Source organism: Arthrobacter sp. StoSoilA2, from assembly GCF_019977195.1.
Lineage (GTDB): Bacteria > Actinomycetota > Actinomycetes > Actinomycetales > Micrococcaceae > Arthrobacter.
On sequence record NZ_AP024643.1, the window covers coordinates 226,584 to 252,358 of the forward strand.

A 25,775-nucleotide genomic window follows, 5' to 3' on the forward strand; every position below is an offset into this window, starting at 1 on the left:
ACCTAGGTAGTGGCGTGCTTCTTCTGCCACTGCGCGGCATGCCAGAACAGAAGGGCGGCCGTGACCAGAATGGCGCCTGGAAGGACGTAGGGCACCGACTGCAGGACCATGAAATTCACTTGGGATGGGGGACTTGTCGCCGTCGGACCGGTCATTGCCGCTACCGAGTCGAAAGCCCAGATGCAAAACCACGCCAACCCAGCGTCCAGCACCCAGAGGGCCGCGACGAACGGGTTCACGAGTACTCGGCGCCGTGCCCGTTCGGGGGCTTCAGGGGCATGCGGATTCACTGCCCGCACCGCATTCCCGTGTTCATCGATCTCGCGGAATCCGATCCGCTCGTGGATGTCGTCAGCCACTGGTCCCCCAACCGTAGAGTTTCTGTGCCGTTGACTCTACAGCCCTTGGCAAGAGCCGGGGTATTTTCCACGGCGTCAGCTTCCAATGAAAGTCAATGACGCTTCCCCTGTTCACAAAACGGCCAGAATACGTACGTTGGGCGAAATAGGTCACAAAAGTTTGACGAAAAGGCAAGCCTAAGTAAGGCTTGCCTTTGCTAACTAGCGCCCAATGATGGAAGGAAGCTGACGTGACGTCACCAAGTGTCGAAGAGCGGATCGCTCAGGAGCAGGACTTTGGCTCCAAGGTGGAACTGGCCCTCGCTGCCACAAACCAGCTGTTCAACGCTCGAAATTCACCCAGCTATGTGGCGCAGGTTCTTCAGGGAGTCAACGCTGTCTCCACCAAAGTCCAGCGAACGGCCCGTCCGTTCACCGGCGTCGCGCATGCAGAACTGAAGGCCCGGGTTGGTGCCGTCGACCTCGAACGTCCGCTGCCGGATACGGCTGCTGCCCTTGAGGAGCTTGACGGGCTCTACCTCAAGGACGCGATCTACTTCCACGATGCCCGTTATGCGGCACACCTGAATTGCCCGGTGGTCATTCCCGCGCTGGTTGGTGAAGCCGTGCTCTCGGCAGTGAATTCCTCCATGGACACGTGGGACCAGAGTGCCGGCGCCACCATGATCGAGCGGCGCCTCATCGATTGGACTGCCGGCCGTATTGGTTTTGACGCCGCGGCCGATGGTGTCTTCACCTCGGGTGGGAGCCAGTCCAACTTCCAGGCTCTGCTGATCGCCCGCAATCACGCCGTGGCCAGGCTGCGTGCCACGAACGGCGACGCGCGCCTGCCGCACCTGCTGGATCGACTCCGGATCTTCACCTCCGTTGACAGTCACTTCAGCATCCAGAAGTCTGCTTCCATGCTCGGGCTTGGCTTCGACGCGGTGATCTCCGTGCCCACCGCTGCCGACCACCGAATGGACCCCGCCGCACTTGCGGCTGCTCTGGCGGAAGCGCACGACGCCGGCCTGGTACCGATGGCGGTCGTGGCTACTGCTGGAACCACTGACTTCGGCTCGGTCGATCCTCTCTCCGAACTGGCGGCGTTGGTGCGCGCCTATAATTCCTGGCTGCACGTGGACGCTGCTTACGGTGGCGGCCTCATCGTTTCCGGCCGCTACCGCCACCTCCTGGACGGGATTCACGTGGCCGACTCCGTCACCGTCGACTTCCACAAAACCTTCTTCCAGCCCGTCAGCTCCAGCGCAGTCCTGGTCCGCAACGGCTCAATGATGCGCCACGTCACCTACTACGCCGACTACCTGAACCCGGAGAGCGCCGCGAAGGCCGAAATCCCCAACCAGGTGGACAAGAGCATCCAGACCACCCGGCGCTTCGACGCCCTCAAGCTCTGGCTCACCCTGCGCATCATGGGCGCCGACGCGATCGGCGCGTTGTTCGACGAAGCGATCGACCTTGCTGGCCGCGTTGGAGCCCTGTTGGTGGATGACGCCGAGTTCGAACTCGCCGCCGCACCCCAGTTGAGCACTTTGGTGTTCCGCTACCGCCCGGCCGTTAACGGCGTGATCTTGGACGAGGATGCCGCAGACGTCCTCAACCCGGCCATTCGCACAGCGATCTTTGCTTCGGGCGAAGCCGTTGTTGCAGGCACCAAGGTGGCCGATCGCCACTACCTTAAATTCACCCTCCTCAACGCCGAAGCCTCCCTGAGGGACATTCAGGAAATCATCGAACTTATCCGCCGGACGGGCGACAACCTGCTGGCGAGCACCATGGAGGCTGCAGCATGAGCACCCAAGACAACGGCAAGATTTACGACGTCGCCGGCATCGGCGTCGGGCCCTTCAATCTGGGCCTGGCCGCGCTGAGCGAGCCGGTGGACAACCTCCACTGCGTTTTCCTTGACCGCAGCAAGTCCTTCGACTGGCACCCCGGCATGATGCTGGAGCCGGCCCACCTGCAGGTACCGTTCATGGCGGACCTCGTCACTCTGGCCGATCCGACGTCGCCGTTTTCGTTCCTGAACTTCCTGAAGCAGACCGGACGCTTGTACCGCTTCTACATCCGTGAAAACTTCTACCCGCTGCGGGCGGAATACAACCAGTACTGCCAATGGGTGGCCGGCCAGCTTGAGTCGGTTCGTTTTAGCACGGATGTGCTGAATGTGGCGTACGACGACGGCGTGTACCGCCTTTTGGTGCAGGGTCCGGACGGCGCTGAGGTGCTTCGCGCCCGCAAATTGGTTCTGGGAACCGGCACCTCACCGTATATTCCGGACTCCTGTGCAGGGATTGTGGACGGCGGCGGACTTGTCCTTCACAACGCCGAGTACCTGTTGAGGAAGAGTGAGCTGCAGTCCAAGCGCAGCATCACCATCGTCGGTAGCGGCCAGAGTGCCGCGGAGCTTTACTACGAACTCCTTCAGGAAATCGACGTGTGCGGCTACCAGCTCAACTGGGTGACCCGCTCGGGCCGCTTCTTCCCGTTGGAGTACACCAAGCTGACGCTTGAGATGACCTCGCCCGAGTACGTGGACTACTTCCATTCGTTGCCGGGGGAGCAGCGTGACTCCCTGATCAAGAATCAGAAGAACCTCTACAAGGGCATCAACCCGGACCTGATCGACGACATTTACGACCTCCTATACACCAAGAGCCTCTCCGGCATGGTGGATACGCAACTGCACACGCACTCATCGCTAACAGCCGCTGAGTGGGACCCGGCCACGGGCACCCACACACTGCAGTTGCACCACGAGGAACACGGCCGCAATTACAGCCTCGAGTCCGAAGCCGTTGTTCTCGCCACCGGCTATACGTACAAGGAACCCGCCTTCCTGGCCGGCATCCCGGATCGGATCCGCCGCGATGCCAAGGGCCGCTTCGACGTCGAGCGCAACTATGGAACCGGCGTCGAACCCGGCGAAATCTTCGTCCAGAACGCCGAGCTTCACACCCACGGTTTCGTCACGCCGGACCTTGGCATGGCCGCTTACCGCAATTCCTGCATCCTGCGGGAAATCACCGGCCGCGAGGTCTACCCGATCGAGCGGAGCATCGCGTTCCAGCAGTTCGGCGCACCGGCTCCAGTTGCTTCAACAGTTCCGAACGCCGCGGGGGCTGCTGTATGAGCTTCACATTCCGGCCAGTCGACCCCATAGCGGACGCACCGGTCCTCCACAGCTGGGTAAGCCAGGAGTACGCACGCTTCTGGGGCATGGTTTCGGCCACCGAGCAGGACGTTGTGGAGGAGTACTCGCGGATCGCCGAATCGGGTCACCACCAGGCGTTACTGGGACTCGACGACGGCGTGCCCGCCTTCCTGATGGAGCGGTACCGTCCAGAGTCCTCGCCGTTGGCGGACGTCTACGAGGTCCAGAGCGGTGATGTGGGTATGCACCTCCTTGTGTCCCCACCAGGTGGCGACCCGCAGCCCGGTTACACCACGGCCGTCTTGCAGTCCGTCATGGCGGAACTGTTCGACCACCCCGCAACCCAGCGGGTCGTCGTGGAGCCTGACGCCCGCAACCACAAGATCCATGTGCTGAATGAGAAGGTGGGCTTCCGTCCGCACGGCCTGGTGACCCTTCCCGCCGTCGATCCTGCCGAAGACCATAAGCAGGGGCTTCTGAGCTTCTGCACGCGCGAGGATTTCCTCGCGACCCTGACCCCGATTCTGGCCGCGCCTGCCGCGGCGACCAGAGGAGATTCCCTGTGACCACTACCGCTGAAGCGACCCTCCACGAGGCAGCCGAACTTGTATCCCACCTGACTCCGGAGCGCTGGGCCGTCGCCAACAGGCACTTGATCCGAAAAGCCATCGCCGAGTTCTCCCACGAGCGGATCCTGGTGCCGGAGCTGATCTGTGAGGAGGGCGGCGGCGTCGGGCTCTACAAGGTGGTCAGCGACGACGCCACCGTTGAGTACCGCTTCCGTGCGCGGTTCTTGGCGCTTGAACACTGGTCCGTGGCTGTTGAGTCGATCGTCCGGCTGCGCGATGGTGCGGAGCTGCCGCTGGACGCCTTGGACTTCATCACCGAGTTCCACGAGGCACTGGCCATTCGCCAGGAGATGCTGCCCGTCTACCTCGAGGAAATCAGCAGCACACTGGCCAGCCACGCCTACAAGCAGGGCAAGCCTTTTAGCTCTGCCGAGTTGGCCGCGGGCATCACCCGCGGCGCGGACCGGGCGGCCGATTTTCAGGCGGTCGAGCACAGTATGGCTGAGGGGCATCCGTGCTTCGTTGCCAACAACGGCCGGCTGGGTTTCGGCATTGCCGATTATCATGCGTTCGCGCCGGAAACCGGTGCTGTGGTGAAGCTTCAGTGGATCGCTGTGCATCGGAGCAGAGCCGTCTTTACGTCCAGCGCAGGCTTGGATTACCGGACGCACTTTGAGGCCGAACTTGGACCTGCAACTCTGTCATGGTTCAAAGCGGAACTTGCCGCTTCCGGCCTTGATCCTGAGGACTACCTGCTCATGCCGGTGCACCCCTGGCAATGGGACAACAAGCTCACCGTGACGTTCGCGGCAGAAATCGCCCAGCGCCACATCGTAAACCTGGGCAGCGGCGAGGACTCCTACCAGGCGCAGCAGTCCATCCGTACGTTCTTCAACACCACCTCACCGGAGAAGGCGTACGTCAAAACGGCCATGTCCGTGCTGAACATGGGCTTCATGCGTGGTCTTTCTCCCCAGTACATGAAGGCAACGCCGGCGATCAACGATTGGCTGCATCAATTGATCGGCAATGACCAGGAGCTCCAGAACCGGGGCCTGGCCATGATCCGTGAAAGGGCGGCCATTGGATACCACAACCGCTATTACGAGGCTGCTTCGGCCAAGGGCTCGCCTTACCCGAAGATGCTCTCGGCTCTGTGGAGGGAAAGTCCCCTTCCGTTGCTTGAAGACGGCCAGCAGTTGGCCACCATGGCGTCCTTGTTGCACGTGGATCCCTCCGGTGCCTCGGTGGCCTCAGCCTTGATTCAGCGCTCCGGGTTGGCTCCGACGGATTGGCTGCGTCGCTACTTTGAGGCCTACCTCGTTCCGTTGATCCACTGTCTCTACGAGTATGAGCTCGCGTTCATGCCTCACGGCGAGAATGTCATCCTGATCCTGGAAGGCGGTGCACCCGTCCGCGCGATCATGAAGGATATCGCCGAGGAAATCGTGGTGATGGGAGACCGGCTCGAGTTGCCCGAGGAAGTCTCCCGCGTCAAGGCCGAGATTCCTGCCGAAGAAATGGTCCTCGCCATCTTCACCGACGTGTTCGACTGCATCTTCCGTTTCCTGGGGGCCATCCTTGTGGAGGACGGGACGCTGCGGGAAGACGAGTTCTGGGGGACTGCCGCTGCCGTGGTTCGTGAATATCAGGAACGCCATCCGGAACTAGCGGAGCAGTTCGCCATGCATGATCTGTTCGCTGCGGACTTCGAGTTGTCCTGCCTCAATCGGCTGCAGTTGCGGAACAACCAACAGATGCTCGATATCTCGGATCCCTCCGGGGGATTGCAGATGGCTGGCCGCCTGGCCAACCCCCTGGCAAAGTTCGCTTAGGCGGAAAATTGGCGGAGGCGCCACCGGGAAAGATTGCTTCATCCGGTGGCGCCTCCTCGTGACTGGCTGCCTGATCCGACCCCAGGCAGCAGCCACGCCTATGTAGTACTGGTTGCCGCTGAATCGTGTTGCGGAAAAGGACGCGGCTTCACAGCATTTCCTTATTCCGTGGCATTTCCTTTGTCAGGCTGCCCGTCTATATCGGAGGCCTGCGATTGCCCGCTCGCACTCAGCCGGCGAGGTGGGAAGATCCAGGAATTCCACGAGCGTGCGCCGCCCACCGCCCAGGTGTAGTGCGTCGATGCGTTGCAGACAGCGGAACAATGCCTCGTAACTCTCCCGCTTGCGGGTCATCATGGTGTGAATGCTTCCGCGATGGTAGGCCGCAGTGGCGTCGACCGCCGTTAATTCGCCTCGGCATATGTGTCCCATTTCGGCCAACATTTCCCAGTTAAGCAGCTTGCCGCCTTCAGACCAGCCGAGGTGCAGGGTTGCTATCGTGTGGCTTCTCCGCCGGGCGCTGCTGCCGAGCGATATTTCATGAATCAGCCGTTCGAAGTGCGCCATGGTGGCAAGCCCGGTAAAGACGTCGGTGCAGGAGAACGGCTCAAGACGTTCATTTTCCGTCGCCCAACCCTCGACGAGATCCCGCATGGAGTCGTCATCAGCAGGCACACCTGCCGCTTCAAAAAAGGCACTGAGGTCCTGCATGGTTTCGCGGACTCCAACGCCGTGATAGGCGCGGGACGCCCCAAGGTTTTTGGCAGACATTTGCAGCTCGCCGCCCTCCGCTTGGGCCCTTAGCATGTCCTCGACTTCAGGAACAAGCCAGTCACCGGGAAATAGCCATCCGGATTGCTCACTACGTTGGCGCCAGCGCCCACGGAGCTGTAAGGATCTGCTTTCGATTCTCAAGTGAGCGAGTTGATCTTCCATGTCCAATGAGTGCCGGGGATGTGGAAGTCGTGACGCAATTTGGTCCAAATACTGGACATTGGTCTCGCTCGGCATCGTTCCGTGCGCAGTCCGGGCCTTGGCCACCATCTTCCTGTGAGACCCCGAGAGCTGCCTCTCAAAAAGTTTTCGTTTTCTGCGACACGAATTTTTCCCACCCCGCACTCATTGACTGGAGATCCACCTTGAAGGACGCAAGTGGGAGGCCTCCGTTGCTTCAACGTTTTGCTCGTCGGCTGTGGGGTCGGCCGGTCACTGTTCTTTGGAAGGAACCCCTTGAAGTATCCGCTAGGGAAGATTACGGCGTTCGTTGCCGCGTTGATGGTGGTCCTCGGGGCACTTTCAGTGGTGGCGCTCGGCCTGACTGCACCGGCTCAGGCCTATGAGATAGCGACCAGCCCGGCGAACATCACTGGCGGTGACGCCACTTTGACGATGCCGGGGTCGGGCCTGACCGCGACCTACGACCAATCGGGGCTAACCGACCTCGTGGGCCGGACAACGATGGATAGTCGAGGCTATGTCGCGAGCGACTTTTCACCGGCAATCCCAGCCGGGTCGCCAGCTGTCGAATTCGCCACCAACGCAATCAACAATTGCGCAGCAACTGGTCCTTGTAGCGGCTTGGGGACTGTCACGATCGCGTTCAGCCAGCCAGTTAGGAATCCTGTGCTCAACGTTGCAGGAATCGGGGCCACCTCATGGCTTGATATTGGCAAAGACGGCACGATCGACCAACAGTCCGAATTCCACGTCGTGCTGGACATGGCAACGACAGGTTTGTCCATGACCCGGCTTTCCGGTGGAAACCTGGCGGTAGTGGGAAATACGATCACTGCCACTAACGACAACACTGGCATTCGCTGCGACACGAATGTTAACGGTGGCACGCCTCCTCAGCATGACGCAGAGGCTACGGCAGCGTGCGGCTCCGTCCGGATCAACGGCATTGTCACGTCCCTGACGTTCAACATCAGCGCCATCTTCACCCAAACCACCAGCACTATGCCGCCCAACACGATCAACGACCCACAGGACTCGGGCCATAACGCCGACAACTTTCTGATGGCGATGACCGTTCCGCAGGATTTCGGTGACGCGCCTGCTTCCTACGATCAAAACAATGCCGCAAGGGCTGTTCTTTCGGATGTGACCCTTGGGGCGAACGTGACTGAGGATAACGCTCAGGTCGCCAACGGCACCGCGTCGCCGAATGCGGGTGCGACGGCGGCCCAGGACCTGATGGACGACGGCGTGGCTCTGGCGCCCATGACGCAAGGTGCTACCAGCTACTCAACCACCGTGGCGATCAGCGGGGCCAGCAAAACCGGAACGACCTGTGGCTGGATTGACTTGAACAAGGACGGCCTGTTCAATAACACCGCGGAGCGCGCCTGCGCCACGTTCGCTGCGGGCGCCACGACCGCAACACTTACCTGGACAGTCCCTGCCGGGGTGGGTGCGGGGACGACGTATGCGCGGTTCCGGATCGGTTACACGACCGCCCAGGTCCAGGTCCCGATCGGTGCATCGGATTCCGGCGAGGTGGAAGACTACATCTTCACGATCGCTCCGGCGTCCGCTCCTGCGATCACGCTGGTGAAGACGGTGGACAAGACCACCCTGGTGGCCGGTGAGACCGCCACGTATACGTTCGTGGCGAAGAACACGGGCAATGTGACGCTGACCTCGGTGGTGATCACCGAAACCCTGTTCTCCGGAACGGGCACCATGTCGGCTTTGTCGTATGCCTGGCCTGGTCTTCCGGGGATCCTTTTGCCGGGGCAGTCCGTGACGGCGACCGCAACGTATGTGGTCACGGCCTCGGATGTGACCACGGGGTTGGTGACCAACACGGCGAAGGTCACCGGGAACCCGCCCCTGGGGTTGCCTGTTTCGGCAACCGATGATGCGCAGGTCACCGCGCCGGCTGCGTGGAAGATCAAGAAGAGCGCCACGGTCAACGGGTCCGTTCCCGCAAACCAGTCCGTGAGCCCTGGCCAGACCATCGTGTACACGGTGACGGCGTCCAGTATCAGCGGCACCATCACCGGGGTGGTGCTGAAGGACAACCTGGCAGAGGTCCTGGATGACGCGACGTTCGTGTCCGGGTCAGCGACCCTGGTCATCGGCACCGGAGCACCCGTACCGGTGCCCAACCCCGTACCGCCCTCCACGGTGCTGACCACGGCGGCGTTCACGCTGCCGGCCGGTCAGACGGCCACCCTGACGTACAGTGTGCTGGTCAAGGCCGGGGCGTGGAACGAACAACTCGTCAACGTCGTGACGGGCACCTCCACCACCACACCACCGCAGACCTGCGCACCCTCTTCCGGGGCGCCCGGCCCTGACTGCACCACCACCCATCACACCCCGGCGAAGGTCCTGATCGAGAAGATCGGCGAGTCCTCCGGCGGGACCTGGGTGCCGATGGCCGGCTCCACCTGGGCGGTGCACGTCGATAACGCCGGCACCCCCGGTGCCGTGCTGGCCAGCCCCGCCATCACCGCCGTGGCCGGGCAAACAGGCCGGTTCCAACTCGAAGGAATCCAGCCCGGAACGTACTGGCTTGAAGAAACCACCGCCCCGGCCGGCTTCAACCTCCTGGCCGAACCGGTGAAATTCACCATCGCCACCAACGGCACCGTGACCCTCGGACAAGGCTCTACGGGTCAAGGCTCCGCGGGTGGGGTGGTGACCAGTACCGACGCCGATGGTGACGGGATCTTCCTGCTCACGGTCCGGGACGTGCCGGCCCTGGAGCTGCCCGAGTCCGGCGGCATCGGCTGGTGGCCCTTCACTACCGCAGGATCGGCCCTGTTGCTGGCCGCCCTCGCACTGGCCCTGGCCGCCAACCGCCGCCGCGAGTCCGCTACTACCCGGCAGGAATCCACGACCACCCGGCACGAGTCCATTACCTAAAGAAGAGCCGGGACGAGCCGGTCACCACCTAAAGAAGAGTTCCCTCCTGGCCTTGTGCGTGTTGCGGGGCGGGGCGGTGCATGTCCATCTCCGAGTACCACCTGTAGGAAGAACCATCACGATGAAAGAGGAAAACACTGTGAGTAATCACCACACCGGGCGGCTTTGGAAGACCGCCGCCGCCACGATTGCCGGGGCGGTGTTGGCGATGTCCTTCTCCGTGGCCCCGGCTTCGGCTGCGCCCCTGGTTGACGGGGACACGACCGGTTCCATCACGGTCCATAAGTTCGAACGTCCCTCCACCCCGACGGGCCTGCCGAACAACGGCACGTCCGTGGACACGACCGGTCTGACACCGTTGGCCGGTATCGAGTTCACCATTGAGCAGGTCAACACCATTGACCTGTCCACCAACGCCGGCTGGGACGCCGCGCACAACCTCTCCAGCGTCTTCGCCCCGGCCGATCCCAACGGTTCGATCACCGGCGCCGGGTACACCCTGGGTGCTGCCCAGGTGAAGACCACCGACGCTGCCGGCACCGCAGCGTTCACCGCCTTGCCGGTGGGCCTGTACCTGGTGACGGAAACGAACTACCCGGCCGGTGTGACACCCTCGGCCCCGTTCCTGGTCTCCGTTCCGTTGACGGACCCGGATAACAACGACAACTGGATCTACGACGTCCACGTCTACCCGAAGAACTCCGTCGCCGGTGCTGAAAAGACCGTCACGGACGCCCCGGACGTGAAGCTCGGGGACCAGATCGACTTCACCATCACCGGTGACATCCCGAACGAAGCCGTCATCGATGGCTACAAGATCGTGGACGTCCTGGACCAGAAACTGACCTACATCGGCGCGTCCGCGACCCTCGCTGACGGCACACCCCTGACCGCGGGCACGGACTACACCGTGAACTTCGACGCCGCGAACAACACCGTCTCGGTCATCTTCACCCCCGCCGGTCTTGCCAAACTGGCAGCCCACACCGACACCCGCGTGCAGGTCATGGTCAACACCAAGGTCAACACCATCGGTGAAATCGAAAACGAAGCCCTCGTTTACCCCAACGCTGCCAGCTTCACCATCGCCCCGGGCCAGCCCGGCGGCCCGGTCGTCACACCCCCGGTCGTGACCAAGTGGGGCGAAATGACCCTGCAGAAGGTCAACGAGAACGGTGCAGCCCTTGCCGGTGCCGCGTTCTCCGTCTACACCAACGAAGCCGACGCGAAAGCCGGAACGAACCCGGTAGACCTCAACGGCCAGAGCGTCTTCACCGTCGCCGCGGACGGCACCCTGACGATCTCGGGCCTGCGCTACTCGGCCTGGGCCAACGGCGCAGCCGTGGCACCCGGAACCCCGGACTACCGCACCTACTACCTCGTGGAAACCACCGCCCCGGCAGGCTACGAACTGCTCGCCGAGCCGGTGTCCTTCCTGATCAACAGCACCACCACCGGCGTCGGGATCGACCTGCAAGTCAAGAACATCCCCTCCAACAGCGGCTTTGAACTGCCGCTGACCGGTGGCGTCGGAACCGGCATCCTCTACGCAGCAGGAGCCCTCCTCGTCGCCGGCGCAGCCCTGATGCTCGTCCGCAACCGCCGCACCAACAACAACTAACACCCACTGCAGGGCGCCGCTACCGCGGCCCCCGCAGCAACCCCAAGAGGGGAAGAACGCCAACCAGGCGCTCTTCCCCACTTGCATTCCCTTCTGCAGTCTCCATGACTGCTGCACTGTTCCAATCGACTCACCCCAGCTACAGGAATCTTGATGACACACGCCCCAACCCGCACCCGTCGTGGACTCCGGTATCTGACCGGACCCTGGAGCCGGCAACGGCTCCTGATCGTGGTGGTCGCGGTGATGGGCGTCGGGATCCTGCTTTATCCCACGGCGGCAGCCTGGTTCTCGGATCGCGTCCATGCCACCGAGATCAGCGGGTACGTGGACTCTGTCCAGACCATGAACCCTTCCGCGAAGAAGTCCCTCCTGGACCAGGCCCGGGAGTTCAATGAAGAACTGCCCTCAGGGCCCCTCCGGGACCCTTACTCCTTGAACGAAGCCGGCGAGCAAACCACCATTGGTGCCGGCTCCGAGGCGTACAAGAAGATGTTGGCTGTGGGGCCTGGAGGAATGATGGGCCGCATCAGCATTCCCTCCATCCACGCAGATTTGCCCATCTTCCACGGTACGGACGAGGACACTCTCTCCAAAGGTGCCGGCCACCTCTTCGGGTCCGCGCTGCCAGTGGGCGGCGAAGGCACTCATAGTGTCTTGAGTGCCCACTCAGGATTCGTCAATGCCACCCTTTTCGACGACTTGGACAAAGTTCATGAAGGCGATGTTTTCAGCATCAACGTGCTCGACGAGACCATCTACTACAAGGTCGACCAAATCCTCACGGTCCTGCCCGACCAAACCGAGGCCCTGCGCAAAGTCGAGGGCAAGGATTACCTCACACTCATTACCTGCACCCCCAAAGGCATCAACAGCCACAGACTCCTGGTTCGGGGCGAACGAACCACAGCCCCCACCAGCGCTGACGGACCCCGCACTCTGCCGTCCACTACAACAGACCCCGGATTCCCCTGGTGGATTCTCGGCATCACCGGTTCGATAGCCCTCGCCATCATCGCCACCAAGCCACGCAGGCGGCCCTCTGACGAAGAGCACGGGCCCTCTGGCGAAGAGCACTGGCTCTTTGACGAATAGACAGCAGCGCCGGGAGCGTTCAGCGCATAGTCTAGGCGCATGACGACTCGAGCCAATGAACTCACCGCCCTGGTCACCGGTGCCACGGCCGGGCTCGGTGCGGAATTCGCGCGCCAGCTCGCCGAAGCCGGACACCACCTCGTCCTGGTAGCCCGCGATGAAGAACGCCTCAAGGAAAAGGCTGAGGAGTTCGAACGCGACTTTAGTATCTCGGCGGAGGTTCTGTCCGCCGACCTGACTACCGACGTCGGGGTTTCCTTGGTGGCTGACCGCTTGCGGGACGCGGCGCGACCCGTGGATGTCCTGGTCAACAACGCCGGAATCGGACTCTTGAAGTCGTTCGAGCAGAACGATGTGGAGGAAGAAAGGCGGCACCTACGCCTTCACGTTCAGACACCGATGGAGCTGTGCCACGCGGCGCTGGAAGTCATGCTGGCACGTGGCAAGGGCCGGATCATCAACGTTGCCAGCGTCGCAGCCTTCGCCAACAGGGGCACCTACTCGGCGGCCAAAGCCTGGCAGGTGACGTTCAGCCGTTGGGCGAATATTGCATATGTGAAGTCCGGCGTGCAGGTCACAGCGGTGTGCCCTGGTTTCACGCACACAGAATTCCACGACCGCATGGGCATGGATAAGTCCGTGGCGCCGAGATTCCTGTGGCTCACCGCCGAGCGCGTGGTGCGGGAAGGGCTGGAGGACAACGCCGCGGGCAAGGCTGTTTCCATCCCGACGCGTCGATACAAAGTGGTTAGCTTCTTTGCGCGTATCTTGCCGGCGAAGCTTACCTCCGGCCCGCCGCGCCGGCCCCTGCAGCCCTAGGAGCCGCAACCACTGGTGCCCTGACCAGCACCGCTACCGCGATTCCAACCACCGCTCCGACAAACGTCTCGACGGCCCGCTCCATCACCAGCACACCCGGATCCATGGGCGACGCCAGTTGGGCGATGAGCAGGACCACGGGCGTGAAGAACACCATGGCCCAGCCGTAGTGCCGCGCCATGAACAGCTCAGTGGGGAACTGGCAAAGGACCACCACAATGGCCAGGACGATGGCAGCATGGCCGGGGAAATACTGCAGCGGTGACAACGGACTTGGGAAAAGTACGACGGCGACCACCGCCAACCCGAGGAACGTTCCCACGATGCGGTGGATGCCTCGGTGAACGCGGCTCGGGAGGTCCGCACCTGCCAAGGGTACGGCTGCTGCGGCCATGGCCCAATGCGGATGGCCGCTCCCACTCAGAACGCCACAAGCGCCGGCAGCACTGACAGCGAGAGTGTAGCGGGCCGCATGAACAAGGGCAGATTGCCGTAAGGGTCCGCGGAGGACGGGGACATCGCGGGCAGCGCCCGGCTCCCACCTTCGGTGCCGAAGCCAGCCAGCGAATCCGACCAGAATCGAGAACGCCGCCGAAGCTGCACCGATCAGCACCGCCGTCAGGAACGGAACGCTGGTGGGGACCGACGCGCACGCCCCCAGGGCGAGGATGCCGAAGAAAGGCCCGATCGGTTTAAGACGCACTGCGTCTGCATATAAGGAACCTGCGCCGGCAAAGAGCGTCGCCACCAGCACCAGCCACCAGGAATGGATGTGATTGACGGAAAGAAGCGTGCCGATCGTGAGCCCGCCAACCAGAACAAGTGCGGCTTGGGCTTGGTGTTTGAGCCGCAGTTGGTGGGTTTCGTTGCGTCCGTACATTCCGGTGAGCGCGCCGAACACCGCATACATCATGAGGTCCGGACGGCCCACGAGAATCAGGACCAGCCCCGGAACTGCGACACTGAGGGCCACCCGAACCGCCGACAGGCGGTCGTTGTTTGGCGGCCCCAGCCTGTGGAGCTCCCGGGCATGCGCCATGAATGCGGGCAGGGAAAACACCACCAATCATTCAAGGCTTATGGGTGAACTATCAGTATCGAAAAGTATCAGGAGGCCATGCTGGCCCGCCACAAGCCCGGTCACAACCCGTAGCAAGGCACTGGCAGTACCCCTTACGTCAGTGCCTCCCAAATGGCTTGGGAAGGTTGTTGACTGGATCAATCGAGTTATTCGAAGCAAAGGGAGGCATCATGCACACACGGACACTTGGGCAAGGCCTGGAGGTCTCCGCCATCGGGCTTGGCTGCATGGGCATGTCCCAAAGCTACGGCCCAAATCCGGGGGACCGGGCGGCGATGATCAAGGTGCTCCGCGAAGCAGTGGAGATCGGAATCAATTTCTTTGACACGGCCGAGGTGTACGGGCCGTTCGTCAACGAGGAACTCGTCGGCGAGGCGCTTGCTCCTATCAAGGACCAGGTAGTCATTGCCACGAAATTCGGCTGGCGGATCGAAGACGGCAAGTCCGTTGGGCTGGACAGTTCTCCTGAACGGATCAAACGTGTGGCGGACGAGTCGCTCCGCAGGCTTGGGGTGGAAACCCTGGACCTCTTTTATCAGCACCGTGTTGATCCCAACGTGCCCATCGAGGACGTCGCGGGAGCTGTGGGTGAGCTGGTCCAGGCCGGTAAAGTACGCCACTTCGGCCTGTCCGAGGCATCCGCCAGCACTATTCGCGCGGCCCACGCGGTCTTTCCCGTGACCGCTGTCCAGAGTGAATATTCGTTGTGGACACGGGATCCGGAACCGGAGGTGCTGCCCGCCCTCGCGGAACTCGGCATCGGCTTTGTCCCGTTCAGCCCACTCGGCAAGGGATTCCTCACGGGCACTGTGGATCCGTCCACCCAATTTTCGCCGGGTGACGTCCGAGGCACTATCCCTCGATTCACCGCAGAAAACCGGGCGGCCAACCAGGCACTGGTGGATCATGTGGCCGAACTCGCCGCCTCGAAAGGTGCATCACCCGGTCAGATCGCGCTGGCTTGGCTTCACGCGCAGCAGCCACGGATCGTCCCGATCCCGGGCACACGGCGTCGGGAACGACTTGATGAGAATGCTGACGCAACCAAGGTTGCGCTATCCGCTGATGAAGTTGCCGATCTGGATGCCATGGCCAGCCGGATCGGGGTGCAGGGCAACCGCTACAACGATCAACACATGGGCCTCGTGGGAAGGTGACAGCAACACTGAGCGCTGCCCGGCAGAGTCTGGGAAGATCAAGGTATGCCCGTAGCTTTCGTCTGCCGAACCCGCTCCGCCATGTCACCGCAGGAGTTGTTCGACCTCTCCCGAAACATCGACGCCCATGTGGGGTCGATGACCAAAAGCAGGGAAAAGGCCATAGGCGGCGTCACCACAGGCCTGATCTCCGAAGGCGAGCAGGTCACCTGGCAGGCGTGGCACCTCGGAGTCCGTTTCCGCATGACCAGCCGCATCACGCATATGGACGCACCGGCGTCGTTCACTGACGAGCAGGTGCGGGGCCCGTTCAAGTACCTCCGCCACACCCATGAGTTCCGGCAGGACGGCAGCGGGACGCTGATGGTGGACACCGTGGAGTTCGCTGCCCCGTTCGGGCCGCTGGGCCGCCTGCTGGAAAAGCTGGTTCTGGCCAGATACCTGCAGGACTTGATCGAAACCCGCAATGGGTTCCTCGTAGGACAGGCACCACCCGCACTGGATAAACGGTGATCCGGCTAGCTCGAACAGACGATCTCCCGCGTTTGCAGGACATCGAACGGGCTGCGGGGGAAGCCTTTCGGGGACTGGGCATGGATCAGATCGCGGACGACGAACCCTTCTCCTCGGACGAGATGAACGTCTACGTAGGTGCCGGGCGTGCCTGGGTGTGGGTTGATGGGCTGGACTACCCCTTGGCGTATCTATTGACGGACATTGTTGATGGCAACGCGCACGTGGAGCAAGTTAGCGTGCACCCGGATCAAGCGCATCAAGGACTCGGCCGCGAACTGCTGCATGCGGCAAGGGTGTGGGCAAGGGGGCATGGCATGCATCGCCAGACCCTGAGCACCTTTCGCGACGTGCCGTGGAATGCGCCGTACTACCGGAGGTTGGGGTTCCAAACGCTCGACGCCGGCAGCTGGGGTCCTGAGCTGGCCAGGCTCATGGAGCACGAAGCTGAGTTGGGGCTGACGCGTTGGCCTCGGGTCGCCATGTGGCGTCCTGTGGTTCCGCCGACGTAGCTACTATTCAGCCACCAACTCAACTTCATAACTGTCAGTGTTGATCAAATACGCCGCGTAGTGGTCCGGACCGCCGGCGTGCGGGTACTTCGACTCGAACATCTCGTACCACCCGGCGTCGGCACCGAGCGCGCGGATCCGGTCCACATTTTCCCGGGTGCCGGCATGGAAGGCCACATGATTGAGCCCGGGATCAGTGCGCCGGTGGGCCGTTCCGGTGATGGCATCCGTGCCTTCCACCACCACGTACGTGCCATTGAGCTTCCAGCTGTAGCCAGTGGGCCACTCCTGGAAAGGCTTGTAACCAAGCTCGCCTAAGAGCCAGCCCCACTCCTCCCGGGCTCGTTCAAGGTGCGGCACCCAGATCTCAAGGTGATGGATCGAACCCACAGTTGCGTCAGGCATGCGCCGAGTCTACGAGACTTGGCGTGGCAGCGTCAGGGATTCGACGGCGGCTTGAGCCGTACGCGGACAGCGGCGCCTGCACAGAGGATCACGGCGAGCCCGCCAACAGCGGTGGTCCACGTCATCGACTCTCCCAAAAGCAGGCTTGCCCACGCGATGGTCATGACCGGTTGGACCAGTTGGATCTGGCTGACCTGTGCCATGGGTCCGATCGCCAGGCCGTGGTACCAGGCGAAGAATCCGAGGAACATGCTCACAACTCCCAGGTAAGCGAAGGACAACCACTGAACTGGCGTAGCAGAGGGCGCTCCCGATCCCAGTGAAAGGACCGTCAGCAGCAGCATGACAGGAGAGGCGACAACCAGCGCCCACGAGATTGTCTGCCACGGGCCGAGTTCGCGCGCCAGCAGACCTCCTTCTGCATAGCCTATTGCTGCCGCAATCACGGCGCCGAGGAGCAGCAGGTCGGCCCAATGAAGCTGACCGAAACCGCCGGACTGAACCAGCGCGAAAACCAGCGCGGCGATAACACCTATGGCGGTCAGGACCCAGAACAGGAGCCGCGGACGTTCACGGCCCCGGATCACCGCTACCGTTGCCGTGGCCGCAGGCAGTAGCGCGATGACGATGGCTCCGTGGCTTGCGGTGGTGGATGTCAGTGCGAACGTTGTCAGCAAGGGGAAGCCCGCAACGATGCCACCGGCCACCACAATCAGTCGAACCCACTGGAAGCCCTGCGGAAAGCGTTGGCGGGTCAGGCCCAAGGCCAGTGCTGCAAGAATGGCCGCAACAACGGCCCTGCCTGCCCCAATGAACAGCGGAGATAGGCCTTCAACGGCAACCCGGGTGAAGGGCACCGTGAACGAGAATGCGACAACGCCAAGAAGGCCCCACCAGATGCCGGTCGACGTCCGCCTGGATACCACTGGCCTTGAAAGTGTAGTAGCGCTACTATTGTGACTCATGAATAACGATAGCAGTTCCCGGATTGTCTCGCGAGTAAAGGAATGGATCGCAGGGGCCGCGCCGGGAGCCAAACTGCCATCCACCCGTCAACTCGTGGCCGAATACCAGGCAAGTCCGGTGACGGTGCAGAAGGCGTTGAGGACCCTCACTGCCCAAGGCCTCATAGAAAGCCGCCCCGGCGTTGGCACCTTCGTGCGGGCATACCGCACCGCCAGGCCGTCCGATTATGGCTGGCAGACAGCGGCGCTCCGGGCCGCGCAAACGCCGCGCCTGCTTAATTCTGGCGCCATGCGCAGCGCTTCGAACGACGTCATCGCATTCCACTCCGGCTATCCGGACCGGGAACTCCTGCCGGAACGGCTCGTCCGGGCCGCGCTAACCAGGGCTGCCCGCGGGGACGCTGCGCTGTCGCGGCCACCCGCGCAGGGGCTTCCCGAACTGCAATCCTGGTTCGCCCACGAGCTCAGCACCTCAACGCCGGTTGGCGTCACGCCGCCCCAGCCGAGCGACGTCGTCGTGCTTCCCGGGAGCCAGAGCGGACTTAGCTCGATTTTTCGCGGGCTGGTGGGACACGGCCGGCCACTGCTGGTGGAGTCGCCCAGTTATTGGGGGGCGCTGCTGGCCGGTGGCCAAGCAGGCGTTCGGGTCATTCCGGTGCCGTCCGGTCCTGAGGGGCCGGATCCTGAGGAGCTGGGGAGGGCTTTCGAGGAGTCGGGAGCCCGGATGTTCTATGCCCAGCCCAACTTTGCCAACCCCACGGGTGCCCAATGGTCACCCGAGCGGTGCGAGGAGGTCCTCAGGATTGTGCGGCAGCACGGCGCCTTCCTTGTGGAGGACGACTGGGCCCATGACTTTGGCATCACCGCACAGTCCGTCCCGCTCGCCGCCCGGGACGATTCCGGCCACGTGGTGTACATCCGCTCGCTGACCAAAAGCGTCTCGCCGTCCATCCGCGTGGCAGCGATTATCGCCCGTGGGCCCGCGCGGGAACGCATCATGGGCGCGCAGGCCGCGGAGTCGATGTACGTCAGCGGGCTGCTCCAGGCTGCAGCGCTCGACGTCGTCACTCAGCCCGGCTGGCAAACGCACCTTCGAGGCCTGGGCCATCAGCTGCAGTCGCGCCGCGATCTGCTGGTCACCAGCCTCCGCGATCACGTGCCAGAGGCGCACCTCAGCCATCTGCCCAAAGGCGGCTTGAACCTGTGGCTGCGGATGCCGGACGGGTTCGACGTCGATCAGCTCACCAAGGATTGCGAAGCGGCCGGGGTCCTCATTGCCGCGGGAACGGAGTGGTTCCCTGCGGAGCCTGAAGGCCCGTACATACGGCTCAACTACGCCGGCCCCAATCCTGGCGGATTTCCGGAGGGCGCGCGGATTATTGGCATGGCTGTTAAGGGGTTGCTCGGATCCTGACCGATGCCGAGTCCCGTTGGCGGGCCGCTATTAAGTTGCCCGGCCGCTTTTACGTTGTTGGGCAACAACGCGGGAGCGGTCTGGGAACGGGGTTGGCGGCATGAACGCGTCCTAACAGCAGTAGCCACCAACCCAAGGAGAGCGCCTTGGCGTTGGTGGCTACTGCGGGCGGCGGGGCCGCGAACTATCGGAAAGCGCTGCTCAGAAGTTGCAGGCAAGTGTTCCCTAGGCGGGAGCCAGATCCTTGTCCCGGCGGCCGAACACGTCATCATCAATTGGCTGGCCGTCGAACGGCATCTCGTCCAGGTTGATGAGCGGGTTGGTGTCCTGTGTTGCTACGAGTTCGCGGGCCTCGGCCGTAGTGTCCACGCTGGGCATGGAGCCGGGCAGCGGACGTTGGGCTGATTCACGCAGGAAGTAGATGGCGATCGCACCCACGATGGACGTTGCCATCAAGTAGTAGGCAGGCATCATGTCGTCGCCGGTACCCTCAATGAGGCCCTGCACGATGAACGGGGTGGTTCCTCCGAAGATGGCCACCGAGAAGTTGTAGGCGATACCCATTCCGCCGTAGCGGCTGGACGTCGGGAACAGTGCCGGGAGGGCCGAGGCCAGGTTGGCGATGTAGAACGTCACAGGGAATGCGATCAGGGCAAGGCCTGCCAGTGTCGACCAGATATCGCCGATGCCGATCAGCATGAAGGCAGGAACGGAGAACACGATGGTGCTGCCCGCGCCGATCCACAGCACTGGACGGCGGCCGATGCGGTCGGACAACTTACCGGTAAGCGGGATACACAGTGCCATGATCACCAGGACCGGGATGGTCAACAGGGTGCCATGAACGGGATCGTAGCCCTTGGAATCCGTGAGGTATGTAGGCATGTATGAGGTCAGGGCGTAGCCAACAGTGTTGGCCGCCGCTGCGAGGATCATTGCCAGCACGATCTGGCGCCAGTAGGCCTTGATGATGCCAACCGGGCCCTTGGCGACGTTGGCATCTTGTGCCGCGGCGTCCTTGGCGATGGCTTCCTGGGCGTCCAAGGTGGCCTGGAACTGCGGGGATTCCTCGATCTTGCTACGGAAGTACACAGCGATCAGGCCGAGGGGGCCGGCGATCAGGAACGGAAGCCTCCAGCCCCATTCCTCCATGGCTGCCTGTCCGAGCGTGAGCTGCAGGACTGAAACCAGCGCGGCGCCGAGGGCGAAGCCGATGTAGCTGCCCATGTCCAGGAAGCTGGCGAAGAAGCCGCGGCGCTTGTCCGGGGCATATTCGCTCACGAAGGTTGTGGCTCCGGCGTATTCACCGCCGGTGGAGAAGCCCTGGACGAGCTTGAGGATTACCAGCAGCGCGGCGGCCCAGATGCCGATCTGCGCATAGCCGGGCAAAAGCCCGACGGCGAAAGTGCTTGCCGCCATCAGCATCAGTGTTGCTGCGAGCACCTTCTGGCGGCCCACTTTGTCGCCGAGCCAACCAAATACGACGCCGCCAAGCGGGCGGGCGATAAAGGTTGCGGCGAAGGTGCCGAGAAGGAAGAGTGTCTGGACGGACTTGTCCGCTTCCGGGAGGAAGACGGGGCCCATGGTGGTAATGAGGTAGCCGAACACGCCGACGTCGTACCATTCCATGGTGTTGCCGACGATCGTGCCGCCGAGTGCTTTCTTCAGCATCGGCTGGTCCACAACGTTCACGTCGGATTCCTTCAACCGGCGCTTCGTGCGGAGCTTCGTTTTCTTAACGTTCTTTACAGTGTTGGAAGCGGCCGGGGTGTGGGCTGCTTCCGTGTTTCCGATGACGTTCCTTGCGCCATCCGGAGAGACGATCTTGCTTTGGTCTATGGGCATTTGGGCTTCTCCTAGGGAGGTCATTTGCTTGCGACTTCTGCTGCCCCGCTCTGGGCAGGTGTTCAATTTTACGGGGTTTGCCGCCCAAACCCCAGTTGAGATCCGATTTTTGGGCCGTTTTGGGATGCAAATTGCCTAGCTGTGTTGCATCTCATTACCTGCTTTTGCCCTGCAACGGCGCGGAAGCCGGGCCATTTTTGCCCTCCCGGGCACGTTGTTACCAAATTGTTTAGCCAAGCCCACCAGATGAGGCGTAATGGGACGCAAAAGCTTACGGATTGCCTCCGGGCGCAGGAGCGGTTCCAAGCACCAGCGTTGCATCCAATTCCTTGTCAACGAGCACCCGTGCACCCAGCCCGCCCGCCTGCATGATCCTGGCAGTTTCGGACGCCTGGTCTTCCGAGGTTTCAATCAGGAGGCAACCTCCAGGCAACAACCACTCAGCAGCGTGCCGCGCAACCCGGCGCTGGACATCCAAACCGTCAGTACCGCCGTCGAGCGCCATCATCGGTTCGTGGAAGCGCGCCTCAGGCGGCATCATGCCGATGGAACCCGTGGGGACGTACGGCGCATTGGCGAGCACCACGTCCACACGTCCCCGGAGCTCGAGGGGGAGGGCGTCGTATAGATCGCCTTGGAAAACGCGCCCGCCACGGGGCTCCACGTTCTTGCGCGCGCAGCCCACCGCGGCCGGATCAATGTCAGCGGCGTACAGCTCGCAGCTCCCCAGAAGATCGCTGAGTGCCGCACCGATCGCCCCCGAGCCACAGCAAAGATCGACGACGACGCCACCCGGCGATGCGACTTTCGCCGCCTGGCGTACCAGGAACTCCGTGCGACGCCGTGGAACGAATACGCCGGGTTCAACAACCATGCGGCTCCCGCAGAAGTCCACCCAACCGAGGATGTGTTCCAAAGGCCTTCCCTTGACGCGCTGGTCCACCATGTAGTCCAAATGGTCCGGACTCGTGGCGGCCTCAATGAGGAGTTGCGCTTCCTCCTCCGCGAAGACGCATCCGGCATGGCGGAGGGTGGTGGCGACGGACATTCTCCAGGTCACGGGTGCCATGCTAGCCGAGGGGTTCACAAAAGCGGCGATTCTTGGTTAGGGTATGACGCATGGGAACACTGATTTTTGAGTAGACCGGCATCTGCCCGCAGCGGCACAGCCGAGTTTCACCTGACAAAAATCCACGCCTGTTGAGGCCCTGCCTCCATGCCGTTCCCGTTGTCGACGCTATTTTCTCGAACCGCAACGCCATGGTTTTGGTGCTTCTCCAGGACTCACACCTGAAGAGGAGTCCACTTTTATGACTGCCAATCCTTCCAAAAACAACACCCCTGAGCCCGCAGCATCGGGAAGTCCGAAGTCCGCCTCCGGCGGCATCAAGTCCAAACTGACCGATGCCCAGAAGGCAATGCTCGCCAGCAAATCCGGCGGCGGCGCTCCTGCTGGCTGGCAAAGCACGGGCAAGGGCCATAAGCCCACGTCCACCAGCGGCAAGCAGGCCAAGACGGAGAAGAAGGTCCGTTGGTGATTCCTGAATGCAGGTAAATCCTGCAGACAACCATCGACGGCCCACCTAGTATTGAAATTCCTTCGTTTCACTGTGGAAAGGAAGAACCATGACTGCAAAGCATCAAGGTGAAAACATCGATCCCGAGGTTGCCAGCCACTTGGTGGAGGCCATGGACATGGCTCCCATGCCTGAGCCGGCAACCATCGATGTAACCCTGGGTTTGGACCAGGAGCAGCACTGGCCGGACGGTAGCGGCAAACGCCGGCACCCGAAGGACCGCGACCAAGCCCACGGACGAGTGGGCCAGGGTGCAGCCGTGACGGCGATCCATCGGACCAGCCGCCCGCAGATGCCGCACTCCTCCTGACCGCAGCCACCTGAACACAGCCAGCCCAACTAGGTAGCAGCACAGCGCGTTTAGGGCTCTCAAAACGCGCTCAAGTGCGACCTAGTTGGGCGGGCTTACGTCTTCCGGGGACTTGTCAGGACGCCACCCACGCCACACGGGATGCCGTAGCCTGCCCGGGCCGGTCCATTCTCCGAAGGTCACTTCGGCCACCAGCTCCGGATCTACCCAACGGGCACCTGCAGCATCCTCGCGCGGGATATCGGCGAACGGGGAATCGGGTATCAGACGGGGCTCCAGTTTCTCCATGACATCCCTCAGCTGCCACTCCTTGAACCCGGTGCCCACCCGGCCCACGTAATGCAACTTCCCGCCCTGCGGAATGCCCAACAGCAACGAGCCAAAGGTTCCATTCCGGGCACCTGCGCCGGGTCGCCAGCCACCAACAACCACTTCCTGGCTCTGCTCCAGCTTGAGTTTGATCCACGAGCGGCTACGCCTGCCAACCACGTAGCGGCTATCTGCCTTCTTCGCCATTACCCCTTCCAAGCCGAGTTCAGCCGCGCTTGCCATGAGGTCGTCGACGTCGTGGTCCAACACAGCCGAAAGGTGAAGCGGGCAGCCCGCGCGCAAGCCCCCGGCAAACGCGGCAAGCCGCTCCCGGCGCTCACGGAAAGGAAGCCCGCTCAGATCCGTGCCGCCGTCGTACAACAAATCAAAGAGCATGAGCTGCACCGGGACCGAAGCGCGGGCTCGTTCGATGTCAGCGGTCTTCACCAGGTTCATCCGGAGCTGCAGACGGCCAAAATCAGGCCGCGAACCCTTTCCAAGTGCCACGATTTCACCGTCGGCCACGAAATCGCCGTCGGGCCAGCATGATCGGTCTGTTAGTTCGGGGTAGGTGGCAGTGAGATCGTTGCCGTTGCGACTCATGAGACGGATCCTGCCCTCGGTGCCGGTGATGATGGCGCGGATTCCGTCCCATTTCAGTTCGTACAGCCAGTCCTCGCCGCGAAGGTCGGCGACGGTGCCGGACGTGGCAAGCATGGGAGTGTAGTTCGGCATTGGCTGGGGAGCGGCTGGCCCCGATGCCGCGACGGGGGCGACCTCGTTGGGAGGACTGGCAGTGCCCTTCCGAAGCCGTCCTCCGGGTTGCTCCTTCATCAAGTGGATCAGCCAACGGTCGCCCGTATTGATCAGTGCCAGACGTTTGGTCCCGTGCAGTCCACCTCCTGGCTGGCCCGTTAGCGTTGCGATCACTTCCTTGCCGTCCCGCCATTTCTCGCACGTGTACTCGCCACGGTCCCAAATAGTCATGGTCCCTGCACCATATTCACCTTTGGGAATGACGCCAGCGAAGTCCGCGTATTCCATTGGATGGTCTTCCGTATGCACGGCAAGGTTGTTCCGGTCGGGCGTCTCCGGAACGCCGCGCGGCAAAGCCCACGACGCAAGGACGCCGTTGTGCTCCAGCCGCAGGTCAAGGTGGTAGCGGCGGGCATGGTGCTCCTGGATGACGAAGATGCCCCCGGGCGGTGCAGGGTCGCCGGGCTTCGGCTGGTCAGAGGATGATCCTCCCGGCCTCGCCGAGGCAGAAGCAGCCGACGACGCCGGGAACGGCTCCGGGGTCTTCTCCGGATCGCGCATCCCCACATATTTGGCGAGACGGTTCTCCACGGTCACCACGCGCTCGCGGGAACCGGCCGAACCGCTGCGGGTTGCCGAACCGCTGCGGGCTCCGGCGCCGTCGTCGTCATCCGTATACTCTCCGTGCGGCGGGAGGTGCCGTGACGAGATAGGGGCGAAGTGGTCCTTGCCGGTCCTGACCCGCTTCATCACCGCCGTGTAATCGAGATGGTCCAGGGTGCTCGAGGAGAGTTCGCGCCACGTGCGCGGCGCCGCGACCGTTGGGTGGGCTTTACCGCGGAGTGAGTAAGGGACGATGGTGGTCTTGTTCCCGCTGTTCTGGCTCCAGTCCACCAACACTTTGCCGTGGCGGAGGGATTTCTTCATGTCGCTGACCACCAGCTCGGGATGGTCGGACTCAAGGGCACGCGCCAGCTCATGGGCGAAGGCCGATACTTGCTCGGACTTCAGGGTCCCCTCCAGCCCGGTATACAGATGGATTCCTTTGCTGCCGCTGGTCACTGGCACCGGCTCCATGCCCATGTCCTGCAGGATGGAGCGGGCAAGTTTGGCCACTTCAACGCACTCAGGCAGGCCTGCGCCGGGACCGGGGTCAAGATCCAGGACGAAGCGGTCGGGCCGGAGCGGATTACCCTCGGCGTCAACCTGCCATTGCGGGACGTGGATCTCCAAGGATGCTATCTGTGCCATCCATGTAAGCGTGGCGAGGTTGTTGACCATGGGGTAGACGTTGGTGTGGTCCGAGTGCTGGATGGCCGTGCGGGGGATCCACTTGGGCGCGGAGTCTTCGAGGTTCTTCTGAAAGAACACCTGTCCGGGGTGCTCGGCAGTGCCCACCCCGTTGACCCAGCGCTTGCGTGTGACGGGCCTGTTGGCGGCGGCAGGAATGAGGAAAGGCGCGACTGCGGCATAGTATTCCAGGACTTCGGCCTTGGTTGTCCCGGTCTCGGGGTAGATGATCTTGCCCAGGTTGGTGAGGGTCAGCTCGTGGCCTTCCACGTTCACCCGCTCCTGTTGCTTGCCTGCCACCTCTTCTCCTCTG

At 62.6% G+C, this 25,775-nt stretch carries 22 protein-coding genes; 14 read left to right on the forward strand and 8 right to left on the reverse strand.

Annotated features, from left to right (window positions below):
- Positions 1-2: 2 nt before the first annotated feature.
- Positions 3-359 (reverse strand): hypothetical protein, encoded by a 357-nt coding sequence (locus LDN82_RS01110; protein WP_224094736.1) that lies wholly within the window; start codon positions 357-359, stop codon positions 3-5.
- Between the two features lie 230 nt (positions 360-589).
- On the opposite strand from LDN82_RS01110, the gene LDN82_RS01115 reads away from it, so the two are divergent.
- From LDN82_RS01115 to LDN82_RS01130, 4 genes are read left to right on the forward strand one after another with little or no spacing between them, the layout of a single operon-like run.
- Positions 590-2,152, forward strand: a complete 1,563-nt coding sequence (locus LDN82_RS01115; protein WP_275964968.1) for an aspartate aminotransferase family protein — start codon at positions 590-592, stop codon at positions 2,150-2,152.
- Positions 2,149-3,492: a lysine N(6)-hydroxylase/L-ornithine N(5)-oxygenase family protein gene (locus tag LDN82_RS01120; protein ID WP_224094738.1), complete on the forward strand. Its 1,344-nt coding sequence runs from the start codon at positions 2,149-2,151 to the stop codon at positions 3,490-3,492. Before LDN82_RS01115 ends, LDN82_RS01120 begins: the two co-directional genes overlap by 4 nt.
- Complete coding sequence (locus tag LDN82_RS01125; protein WP_224094740.1) at positions 3,489-4,079, forward strand: GNAT family N-acetyltransferase; 591 nt, start codon at positions 3,489-3,491, stop codon at positions 4,077-4,079. Before LDN82_RS01120 ends, LDN82_RS01125 begins: the two co-directional genes overlap by 4 nt.
- Positions 4,076-5,917 carry an IucA/IucC family siderophore biosynthesis protein gene (locus LDN82_RS01130; RefSeq protein WP_224166060.1) on the forward strand — a complete coding sequence of 614 codons (1,842 nt, stop codon included), beginning with the start codon at positions 4,076-4,078 and terminating at the stop codon, positions 5,915-5,917. Before LDN82_RS01125 ends, LDN82_RS01130 begins: the two co-directional genes overlap by 4 nt.
- A 183-nt stretch (positions 5,918-6,100) precedes the next feature.
- Here LDN82_RS01130 and LDN82_RS01135 read toward each other — a convergent pair whose 3' ends face one another.
- The gene (locus LDN82_RS01135) at positions 6,101-6,688 is read right to left on the reverse strand and encodes a hypothetical protein (RefSeq protein WP_224094742.1); all 588 of its coding nucleotides are present in this window, start codon (positions 6,686-6,688) and stop codon (positions 6,101-6,103) included.
- A gap of 459 nt (positions 6,689-7,147) precedes the next feature.
- Between LDN82_RS01135 and LDN82_RS01140 the strand changes: the two genes are divergently transcribed.
- From LDN82_RS01140 to LDN82_RS01155, 4 genes are all read left to right on the forward strand, one after another.
- Positions 7,148-9,793: a GEVED domain-containing protein gene (locus LDN82_RS01140; RefSeq protein WP_224166061.1), complete on the forward strand. Its 2,646-nt coding sequence runs from the start codon at positions 7,148-7,150 to the stop codon at positions 9,791-9,793.
- A gap of 139 nt (positions 9,794-9,932) precedes the next feature.
- Positions 9,933-11,414 (forward strand): SpaH/EbpB family LPXTG-anchored major pilin, encoded by a 1,482-nt coding sequence (locus LDN82_RS01145; RefSeq protein WP_224094746.1) that lies wholly within the window; start codon positions 9,933-9,935, stop codon positions 11,412-11,414.
- A 153-nt stretch (positions 11,415-11,567) separates the two neighbouring features.
- Entirely contained in the window at positions 11,568-12,509 is a 942-nt protein-coding gene (locus tag LDN82_RS01150; protein WP_224166062.1) for a class C sortase, read from the forward strand.
- Between the two features lie 39 nt (positions 12,510-12,548).
- Positions 12,549-13,328, forward strand: a complete 780-nt coding sequence (locus LDN82_RS01155; protein WP_224094748.1) for an SDR family oxidoreductase — start codon at positions 12,549-12,551, stop codon at positions 13,326-13,328.
- On the opposite strand, the gene LDN82_RS01160 is transcribed toward LDN82_RS01155, so the two are convergent.
- The gene (locus LDN82_RS01160) at positions 13,291-14,388 is read right to left on the reverse strand and encodes an FUSC family protein (RefSeq protein ID WP_224166063.1); all 1,098 of its coding nucleotides are present in this window, start codon (positions 14,386-14,388) and stop codon (positions 13,291-13,293) included. The genes LDN82_RS01155 and LDN82_RS01160 overlap by 38 nt on opposite strands.
- A gap of 191 nt (positions 14,389-14,579) precedes the next feature.
- On the opposite strand from LDN82_RS01160, the gene LDN82_RS01165 reads away from it, so the two are divergent.
- Genes LDN82_RS01165 through LDN82_RS01175 form a run of 3 tightly spaced genes read left to right on the forward strand, consistent with a single transcriptional unit; the run spans position 14,580 to position 16,591 of the window.
- Entirely contained in the window at positions 14,580-15,566 is a 987-nt protein-coding gene (locus LDN82_RS01165) for an aldo/keto reductase (protein ID WP_224094750.1), read from the forward strand.
- A gap of 45 nt (positions 15,567-15,611) precedes the next feature.
- Complete coding sequence (locus tag LDN82_RS01170; RefSeq protein WP_224094752.1) at positions 15,612-16,079, forward strand: SRPBCC family protein; 468 nt, start codon at positions 15,612-15,614, stop codon at positions 16,077-16,079.
- A complete protein-coding gene (locus LDN82_RS01175) occupies positions 16,076-16,591 on the forward strand; it encodes a GNAT family N-acetyltransferase (RefSeq protein ID WP_224166064.1) in 516 nt (171 codons plus the stop codon). Before LDN82_RS01170 ends, LDN82_RS01175 begins: the two co-directional genes overlap by 4 nt.
- A 3-nt stretch (positions 16,592-16,594) precedes the next feature.
- On the opposite strand, the gene LDN82_RS01180 is transcribed toward LDN82_RS01175, so the two are convergent.
- Both LDN82_RS01180 and LDN82_RS01185 read right to left on the reverse strand, forming a co-directional pair.
- Positions 16,595-16,996: a VOC family protein gene (locus LDN82_RS01180; RefSeq protein WP_224094756.1), complete on the reverse strand. Its 402-nt coding sequence runs from the start codon at positions 16,994-16,996 to the stop codon at positions 16,595-16,597.
- A gap of 32 nt (positions 16,997-17,028) precedes the next feature.
- Positions 17,029-17,961, reverse strand: a complete 933-nt coding sequence (locus LDN82_RS01185; protein ID WP_224094758.1) for a DMT family transporter — start codon at positions 17,959-17,961, stop codon at positions 17,029-17,031.
- Between LDN82_RS01185 and LDN82_RS01190 the strand changes: the two genes are divergently transcribed.
- Complete coding sequence (locus LDN82_RS01190; RefSeq protein ID WP_224094760.1) at positions 17,960-19,375, forward strand: PLP-dependent aminotransferase family protein; 1,416 nt, start codon at positions 17,960-17,962, stop codon at positions 19,373-19,375. The genes LDN82_RS01185 and LDN82_RS01190 overlap by 2 nt on opposite strands.
- Positions 19,376-19,600: 225 nt before the next feature.
- Here the strand turns inward: LDN82_RS01190 and LDN82_RS01195 are convergent, their stop codons facing one another.
- On the reverse strand, positions 19,601-21,220 hold the full coding sequence (locus LDN82_RS01195; RefSeq protein ID WP_224166065.1) for an MFS transporter: 1,620 nt from the start codon (positions 21,218-21,220) through the stop codon (positions 19,601-19,603).
- 271 nt (positions 21,221-21,491) lie between these two features.
- Positions 21,492-22,268, reverse strand: coding sequence for a putative protein N(5)-glutamine methyltransferase (locus tag LDN82_RS01200; protein ID WP_224167435.1), 777 nt, complete (start codon positions 22,266-22,268; stop codon positions 21,492-21,494).
- Positions 22,269-22,530: 262 nt separating this feature from the next.
- Between LDN82_RS01200 and LDN82_RS01205 the strand changes: the two genes are divergently transcribed.
- On the forward strand, positions 22,531-22,758 hold the full coding sequence (locus LDN82_RS01205) for a hypothetical protein (protein WP_224166066.1): 228 nt from the start codon (positions 22,531-22,533) through the stop codon (positions 22,756-22,758).
- Between the two features lie 88 nt (positions 22,759-22,846).
- Entirely contained in the window at positions 22,847-23,107 is a 261-nt protein-coding gene (locus tag LDN82_RS01210; RefSeq protein WP_224166067.1) for a hypothetical protein, read from the forward strand.
- An 81-nt stretch (positions 23,108-23,188) separates the two neighbouring features.
- On the opposite strand, the gene LDN82_RS01215 is transcribed toward LDN82_RS01210, so the two are convergent.
- Positions 23,189-25,762: an ATP-dependent DNA ligase gene (locus LDN82_RS01215; RefSeq protein ID WP_224166068.1), complete on the reverse strand. Its 2,574-nt coding sequence runs from the start codon at positions 25,760-25,762 to the stop codon at positions 23,189-23,191.
- Positions 25,763-25,775 lie beyond the last annotated feature (13 nt).